Raw genomic sequence first — 6,841 nt, 5'->3', positions numbered from 1 at the left:
ACGTTTATCCTGGGATGTCCCGTCAATCGCACGGGCAATTGAAGCGCGCCCTTCAAGAAGCGCTCCCGGCCGATACCGCCACTCGGCGATTCAGCAGCCGCTCAGGATCGGCCGGCGCTCGCCTCGTCCGTCTTGACGCAATGTATCCAAAGCCTATACCCTCCACGTTGTACGACAACATATAAGATACCCGTCAGCGGAAATCGGCGCCCCGCCGGGCAAGCCACGCACATTGCGCGTTTCGCAGCGTCGCGTAGAGTTGCCAGAAGGCGGGCCGATCCGGCTCCCCCCCGGCAGGCGCTCCCGGCGCCGCCGCCAGACGATGACCAGACAGGAGACAGTCGACATGCGCGAGAACCGGATTCGAAAAATGTGGGCAGCCGGGCAGGCCGTCGTCAACGGATGGCTGTCCATCCCCAGCGCATTCGCCGCCGAGACCATGGCTCACCAGGGCTGGGACTCGCTGACGGTGGACCTGCAGCACGGCGCGCTCGACTACCGGGACGCCCTCGCCCTGTTCACGGCCATCTCCACCACGGACACCGTGCCCGTGGCGCGGGTGCCCTGGAACGAGCCGGGCATCCTGATGAAGGTGCTCGATGCCGGCGCCTATGGCGTGATCTGCCCGATGATCAATACCCGCGAAGACGCGCAACGCTTTGTCGCCGCCACGCACTACCCGCCGCTGGGCTCGCGCAGCTTCGGGCCGATCCGCGGCTTGCTCTACGGCGGCGCCGACTATCCCGAGCGCGCCAATGACACGATCGTCACGTTCGCGATGATCGAGACCAGGCAGGGGCTCGACAACCTGGACGACATCCTCTCGGTGGAAGGGCTCGACGCGGTCTATATCGGCCCGTCGGACCTGTCGCTCTCGCTGGGTTGCCGGCCGACCTTCGACGACGTGGATCCCCCCGTTGCGGAGGCTATCGCCTATGTCGCAGCCCGCGCCAAGGCCCATGGCGTGGTCGCCGGCATCCACAACGGCGCGCCCGAAGCCGCGCTGCGGCGGATCGAGCAGGGTTTTCGCTTCGTCACGGTGGGCTCCGATGCCCGCCTGATGGCCGCGGGCGCCAAACAGGTGGTATCGCAGATGCGGGGCGGCCAGGTGCCGCCAGGGCGCGCGCCAGGCTACTGAGCCGGCCCGACGCGAATGAGGCGATCGGGAAGCCCATGTCCGCAAACAGGTTTGGCGGCGTTGGGGCGGTCTCGGCGATTGCGCATGAGAAAGCAGATTTTTCCCAAAGGCAGGCGAGTTCTTTAACGATATGCTTTTTGACTAGCCACCCTCACACCGAAACGGGCGGCCGACCACTCTTCAAGGAGCTTGCATTGCGTCCCATCGCCCGAGCCGGTCCCGAGTCTGCCAACCTCCGCGTCCGCGACACCCTGCCCGAATCCCTGCTCGTCCTCGGCCAGCTGAACGACCTCACGGCCGAACTCGCCGGCCTGGCCCACCCTGCCCGCGCCGATGCGCAACCTCGCATATCGGAGCTGATCCTGCAGATCGCGGCACTGGGTCATGACATCCACGAGCGCATCACCAACAGTTGCGCCGAACTGCAAAGCGTCAGCGCCGGGCTGGACAGCGTGCTGACGCTGGCGGAACAACAAAGCGAGAAGGCCGAGGAAGCTTACGGCCTGTACTGCCTGCTGCAGCTGCTGAAGCGGCAACTGGACGATGCCGTGGGCCCGGTGCAGCGAATGCTCTGAGCCTCCGGTCCTCAGGCCGTGGTGTTGACCAGCGCGCCGGACGTGCTGCCGCCCGAAGCCTGCAGCGCCTGCGCCAGCGCGGCGGTCGCGGTTTGCAGCGCCGCGGCCGTGCTGGCCACCTGGGCCTGCATGGCGGCCAGGGCGGCGGTTTTTGCATCGGCGCTCATATTGCTGGCTTGCAGCGACTGAAGCTGGCGCTGCTCTTCCGCCATTTGCTTCTGCAGCGTGGCAATCTGCTTCTGCAACGCCTTGACGGTGTCGGAAGCGGTACTGCTGCCACTGCTGCTCCCACTGCCGCCGCCAACGCCACCAGCCGCGCCGCCGCCCGTGGCCCCGCCGGTCGAGATCGGGGCTGAAGCCGTGCCGCCGGCCTGGGTGTCATTGGTCTCGGACTGCGACGCTTTACCGGTGGCGGCCGATCCGGAAAGCGTCACCTGCGGGGCGACTGCGCTGATGCTCGACATGTTCAGGTTATCCATTGAGTGAGGGACAACCAGATCATCGGCCCGGTCCCGGAGAACTTTAGGGCATGCCTGAAAAACCGGTGCCGCGCGCTCAGCGATCGACGATCGTGCCCAGATTGACGCGCACGCGCTGGAGCAGGCCGATCAACTGCTCCCTCTCCTGCGCGCCAAGGCCGGCCAGGGCCTCCGCGGCAACCTCATCGCCGACCCGGCGTGCCTTGTCCAGCGCATTCTCCGCCTTGGGCGTCATCCGTACCACCCGTTCCCTGCGGTCTTCCGGGTTTGGCTGCCGCTCGATCCAGCCGCCCTCTTCCATCCGGTCGAGCAGGCGCCCCGCCGAGATCGGGGCGACCTCCAGCAGGTCCGCCAGACGGGCCTGGTTCACTTCGCCGTAGTGCGACAGATAGGCAAGCACGCGGCACTGCGCCCGCGTGAGATCGAGGGACGACTTCGCCAGGTCGTCGAAGCGCTTGCCGCAGAGCCGGCCAACGTCCGAGACCAGGAAGCCAAAGCGCTTTTCGAGTTTCGTTTCCATGCCGCGATTGTACAAAGATCCCCGCGCGGCCTGTCCGGCAGCGTGCATGGCATGGCTTGCCATGATCACGCAGCCCCGTATAATAAGCATGCTTATTATCTACCGGGTTGTTTCATCCATGTCTTCCGTAGCGGTACCAGGGCGTGTAGCGACGTCGCTCAACCGGCCCATGATCACCATCTCGATCATGGCCGCGACCCTGATGCAGACGCTCGACAGTACGATTGCCAACGTGGCGCTACCGCACATGCAAGGCAGCCTGTCAGCCTCGCAGGACGAGATCACGTGGGTGCTGACCTCTTATATCGTCGCCGCAGCGATTGCCACGCCCCTGACCGGCTGGCTCTCGGACCGGCTCAGCGTCAAGCGCCTGCTGGCCATATCGATCGCGGGCTTTACCCTTGCCTCTGCGTTTTGCGGCCTCTCCGAGACACTGGTCCAGATCGTCGCCTCGCGTCTGCTTCAGGGTATTTTCGGCGCGTCGCTGGTGCCGCTGTCGCAATCGATCCTGCTCGATATCAATCCCCGCGATAAACAGGGGCAGGCGATGGCGGTATGGGGCATGGGGGTGATGGTTGGCCCGATCCTGGGGCCGACGCTGGGCGGGTGGCTGACCGACAGCTACAACTGGCGCTGGGTCTTCTTTATCAATGTACCGATCGGGGCGCTTGCCTTGTTCGGCGTGCTGACCTTCCTGCCCAGCCGGGCGCCAAGGCATGAGGTAAAGTTCGATGCCTTCGGCTTTGTCACGCTCGGCCTGGCCATCGGGGCGTTCCAGGCCATGCTCGACCGGGGTGAACAGCTTGACTGGTTCGGCTCCCTGGAAATCCGCATCGAAGCCATCGTGGCGGCGCTCGCTTTCCTGTACTTCCTGGCGCACACGGCCACCGCCGGGCCAAGGTCGTTCTTCCGCTACGCGCTGCTGAAGGACCGGAACTTCGCCACCGGCGCCTGCTTTATCTTTGTGATCGGCGCGGTGATGTACGCGACCCGCGCACTGCTGCCGCCCATGCTGCAGAACCTGATGGGCTATCCCGTCGCCACTACCGGGCTGGTGACCGCGCCCAGCGGTGCGGGCACCATGCTGGCCATGCTGCTGGCCGGCCGGCTGCTGAAGCGGATCGACGCGCGTGTCCTGCTGCTCAGCGGCTTCCTGATCTCCGCCTTTGCGCTGTGGCAGATGATGCAGTACACCGTCGTGCTCTCGGTTTCCGATATCGTCTGGCCCGGGCTTATCCAGGGCTTTGGCCTGGGGCTGGTGTTCGTCCCGCTCAGCGCGCTGACGTTCTCCACGCTGGCGCCGGAGCTGCGCGCGGACGGCACCGCCACGTACAGCCTGATGCGCAATATCGGCAGCAGTATCGGCATTTCCGTTATCCAGACCTTGATGACGCGCAATACGCAGGTTGCGCACGCCAACCTGGCCGCCAATGTCAGCGTATTCAATCCGGCCATGCAGTCGCTGCTCGCCAGCGGCTCCCGCCTGCAACTGGCCCTGCTCAACCAGTCGATCAACCAGCAAGCCTCGATGATTGCCTACCTCAACGATTTCAAGGTCATGTTTGTCGCGACCCTGCTGGTCGTACCGCTGATCCTGCTGATCAAGCCCACGCGGCAGGTCAGCGACGACGCGGTCGCGCACGCGGCGATGGACTGATCCCGGGTCTGCCGCCTAGCTGGCGGCGCGGCCGGGGCGCTCCCGGCGGTCGAGGTACTCCGCAACGGTGCGCTGGAACACCGGGAGCTTGCCGGTGAAGAAGTGGTTCGCGCCCGGCACCACCACCACGGGCAGTTCCTGTGGCCGCGCCCAGTCGAACACGGCTTGCAGCGCCACATTGGCATCCTGCTCGCCATGCACCACGAGCGAACCAGCCGGCACCGCGGGCGTGTCATAGCTGCGCCCCCCAGGCACCGGCCCCGCCGGCATGCCGGCCAGGATCAGGCACGCGACCGGCTCGCCGTTCTCCTGCATGCGCTTCGCCACCCGTGTCTGCACATAAGCGCCAAACGAGAATCCCGCCAGCACCACCGGCAGCGCCGGATGCATCTGCCTCAGGTGCCGGACAACGGCCAGCAGGTCATCGGTTTCTCCCTCGCCGGCATCGTGCCGGCCTTGCGTGCCGCCCACGCCCCGGAAATTCGGACGCACGGCGAGATAGCCGCGTGCCTGGAAGATCCTGGCAAGCGCCACCGGAATCTTGTGCGCGGCGCTGCCCCCCAGCAGCGGGTGCGGGTGCGCGACGACGGCGATGCCCCTGAGGGGGCCCGCCGGGGTATCCGTCAGCGCTTCGATGCGGCCGGCGGGCCCATCGAACCAGGTCTGGCTGTCAGCGGAGGGGGACAAGGACATAAAGCGCAGGAATCAGGACGTACATGATGATCGGGCAACGGATCGGATTGTGGATGGAACACCTGTCAGCAACACCGCGCCAGGCAGGCAGCGGTGGCGACTGCCGCATTGTAATGCCGCCGGCACGCCTGCGCGCGAGCCGGGCCGCCAGGCAACGTCACGCGAGGGCAAGTAGAATGCGTCTCGCCATCCAAGTTACAGGAGACAAATCCGATGCCGATCCCCTCTACCCTGACGTGCCTGTGCGGCCAGGTCCAATTGCGCATTGCCGGCGAGCCCGTGGCGAGAGCCAATTGCCATTGCCAGGCTTGCCGGGATTTCTATGGAACGCCGGTGTTCGCCGCCACGGCCTGGGAACCGGCGCACGTCGCAGTGGAACGCGGCGACGATCAACTGGCCACCTACCAGCATGCGACCCGCCAGCTCCAGCGCCATTTTTGCCGGCAGTGCGGCGAGACGCTGTTCGGCACCAATCGCCTGGGCATGTCCGTGGTTCCCAACAGCCTCTTCGCACGGGCATCCGATGGCGTACTGCCGGACGCCCTGCAGCCGGCCATGCATCTGTTCTACCGGCATCGCGTGGTGGACGTGGCCGACGCACTGCCCAAGTACCTCGACGGCTGGGACGGCCCCCTCCATAAGGCCGGCTTCTGAACGGCGGCCGGCGGCGGGAGCCGCCGGCGCATATCCGCTCCGCGTGCGCTCCAGCCCCCCCCGAAGTCATATCCGAAATCGGGTCGCGGCGTTGACACGCCACTGTGGAGCCAATATGATCGAGGCAATTTCAAACGCCCTCCCGGTCCGCCGGGAGGGCGTTTCTTTTTGGTTCTCCAATCCCAAAAAGGAACACGTTGAAATGAACCGGCATCTTCCCCCGATCCAGCACCCGGCCACAGGCCTGGGCTACGTGCAGCATGGCAGCGGGCCTGAATGCGTGCTTGTCATGCATGACTGGCTGGGCGACCACACCAGCTACGATTCCGTGCTGCCCTATCTCGACGGCAACGCATTCACCTACGTCTTTGTCGATCTGCGCGGGTACGGAAAATCCATGCAATTGACCGGCGCCTACACCATTCAGGAGGTCTCCGCGGACTGCCTCGAACTTGCAGACAGGCTCGGGTGGCAACGCTTTCATCTGATCGGCCATTCGATGACCGGCATGGCGGCGCAACGAATCGCTGCCGATGCGCCCTCCCGTATCAAGAGTGCGATCGCCGTCTGCCCGATCTCTGCCGCGGGCAATCCCTTGAATGAAGAAGCGTTGGATTTCTTTGCCAGCACGGGTGAGAACGACGACGCATTCCGTCGGCTGGCCAAGTTTGTTACCGGTGGCCTTTCCGATCAATGGGCCGAAGCAAAACTGCGGCAAAACAGGAAAACGGTGGCTCCCGGATGCCGTCCCGGTTACCTCGACATGCTGACAAAGACCAACTTTGTGGAAGATGTTCGCGGGCTTGAAACACCGTTCCTGGTCCTCGCCGGTGAGAAGGATCCGGGGCTCGGCGAGGAAGCAATGAAGAGAACATTCCTTGCATGGCACCCGAATGCCAGATTGCTGGTGATCCCGAACTGTGGGCACTATCCGATGCAGGAGTGTCCGCCGTATTTCACCACGGTCATCGAGCGCTTCTTGCGCAGCAAGGCTGATTGAGCCGCGATGCAGCCGTGGGAAATCCCAGGGCTGCATCGTGCCCTGGATTGTGGCGCCGGCGTTGGCGAATAACTGCTCTGCTTCGTCCTGGACGTCCGGGTTGGGTCGGCACAGCCGTTGGCCAT

At 65.0% G+C, this 6,841-nt stretch carries 8 protein-coding genes; 5 read left to right on the top strand and 3 right to left on the bottom strand.

Annotated features, from left to right (window positions below; genetic code table 11):
• The first annotated feature begins 346 nt into the window (after positions 1-346).
• Both P3W85_RS06160 and P3W85_RS06155 read left to right on the top strand, forming a co-directional pair.
• Entirely contained in the window at positions 347-1,138 is a 792-nt protein-coding gene (locus tag P3W85_RS06160; RefSeq protein ID WP_276264124.1) for an HpcH/HpaI aldolase family protein, read from the top strand.
• 194 nt (positions 1,139-1,332) lie between these two features.
• Positions 1,333-1,713 carry a DUF1484 family protein gene (locus P3W85_RS06155; protein ID WP_017231275.1) on the top strand — a complete coding sequence of 127 codons (381 nt, stop codon included), beginning with the start codon at positions 1,333-1,335 and terminating at the stop codon, positions 1,711-1,713.
• 11 nt (positions 1,714-1,724) lie between these two features.
• On the opposite strand, the gene P3W85_RS06150 is transcribed toward P3W85_RS06155, so the two are convergent.
• A complete protein-coding gene (locus P3W85_RS06150) occupies positions 1,725-2,177 on the bottom strand; it encodes a hypothetical protein (RefSeq protein ID WP_276264123.1) in 453 nt (150 codons plus the stop codon).
• A gap of 91 nt (positions 2,178-2,268) precedes the next feature.
• Positions 2,269-2,712 carry a MarR family winged helix-turn-helix transcriptional regulator gene (locus P3W85_RS06145; RefSeq protein WP_035819140.1) on the bottom strand — a complete coding sequence of 148 codons (444 nt, stop codon included), beginning with the start codon at positions 2,710-2,712 and terminating at the stop codon, positions 2,269-2,271.
• Positions 2,713-2,881: 169 nt separating this feature from the next.
• Between P3W85_RS06145 and P3W85_RS06140 the strand changes: the two genes are divergently transcribed.
• Entirely contained in the window at positions 2,882-4,369 is a 1,488-nt protein-coding gene (locus P3W85_RS06140) for a DHA2 family efflux MFS transporter permease subunit (protein ID WP_276264122.1), read from the top strand.
• Positions 4,370-4,384: 15 nt separating this feature from the next.
• On the opposite strand, the gene P3W85_RS06135 is transcribed toward P3W85_RS06140, so the two are convergent.
• Entirely contained in the window at positions 4,385-5,062 is a 678-nt protein-coding gene (locus tag P3W85_RS06135; RefSeq protein ID WP_276264121.1) for an alpha/beta hydrolase, read from the bottom strand.
• Positions 5,063-5,275: 213 nt separating this feature from the next.
• Here P3W85_RS06135 and P3W85_RS06130 point away from each other — a divergent pair, with 213 nt between their 5' ends.
• Both P3W85_RS06130 and P3W85_RS06125 read left to right on the top strand, forming a co-directional pair.
• Positions 5,276-5,716 carry a GFA family protein gene (locus tag P3W85_RS06130; RefSeq protein ID WP_017231280.1) on the top strand — a complete coding sequence of 147 codons (441 nt, stop codon included), beginning with the start codon at positions 5,276-5,278 and terminating at the stop codon, positions 5,714-5,716.
• A gap of 115 nt (positions 5,717-5,831) precedes the next feature.
• Complete coding sequence (locus P3W85_RS06125; RefSeq protein ID WP_276264120.1) at positions 5,832-6,716, top strand: alpha/beta fold hydrolase; 885 nt, start codon at positions 5,832-5,834, stop codon at positions 6,714-6,716.
• Positions 6,717-6,841 lie beyond the last annotated feature (125 nt).

It is taken from the genome of Cupriavidus basilensis (assembly GCF_029335485.1).
Lineage (GTDB): Bacteria > Pseudomonadota > Gammaproteobacteria > Burkholderiales > Burkholderiaceae > Cupriavidus > Cupriavidus basilensis_E.
The sequence above is the reverse complement of the archived record's forward strand: the minus strand, read 5'-3'. Positions and strand labels throughout refer to the sequence as shown.

Excerpts from the sequence above, each read along its gene's own strand:
- P3W85_RS06160 (WP_276264124.1), top strand. The coding sequence starts at position 347 with ATGCGCGAGAACCGGATTCGAAAAATGTGGGCAGCCGGGCAGGCCGTC.
- P3W85_RS06150 (WP_276264123.1), bottom strand. The coding sequence starts at position 2,177 with ATGTCGAGCATCAGCGCAGTCGCCCCGCAGGTGACGCTTTCCGGATCG.
- P3W85_RS06145 (WP_035819140.1), bottom strand. The coding sequence starts at position 2,712 with ATGGAAACGAAACTCGAAAAGCGCTTTGGCTTCCTGGTCTCGGACGTT.
- P3W85_RS06140 (WP_276264122.1), top strand. The coding sequence starts at position 2,882 with ATGATCACCATCTCGATCATGGCCGCGACCCTGATGCAGACGCTCGAC.
- P3W85_RS06135 (WP_276264121.1), bottom strand. The coding sequence starts at position 5,062 with ATGTCCTTGTCCCCCTCCGCTGACAGCCAGACCTGGTTCGATGGGCCC.
- P3W85_RS06130 (WP_017231280.1), top strand. The coding sequence starts at position 5,276 with ATGCCGATCCCCTCTACCCTGACGTGCCTGTGCGGCCAGGTCCAATTG.
- P3W85_RS06125 (WP_276264120.1), top strand. The coding sequence starts at position 5,832 with ATGATCGAGGCAATTTCAAACGCCCTCCCGGTCCGCCGGGAGGGCGTT.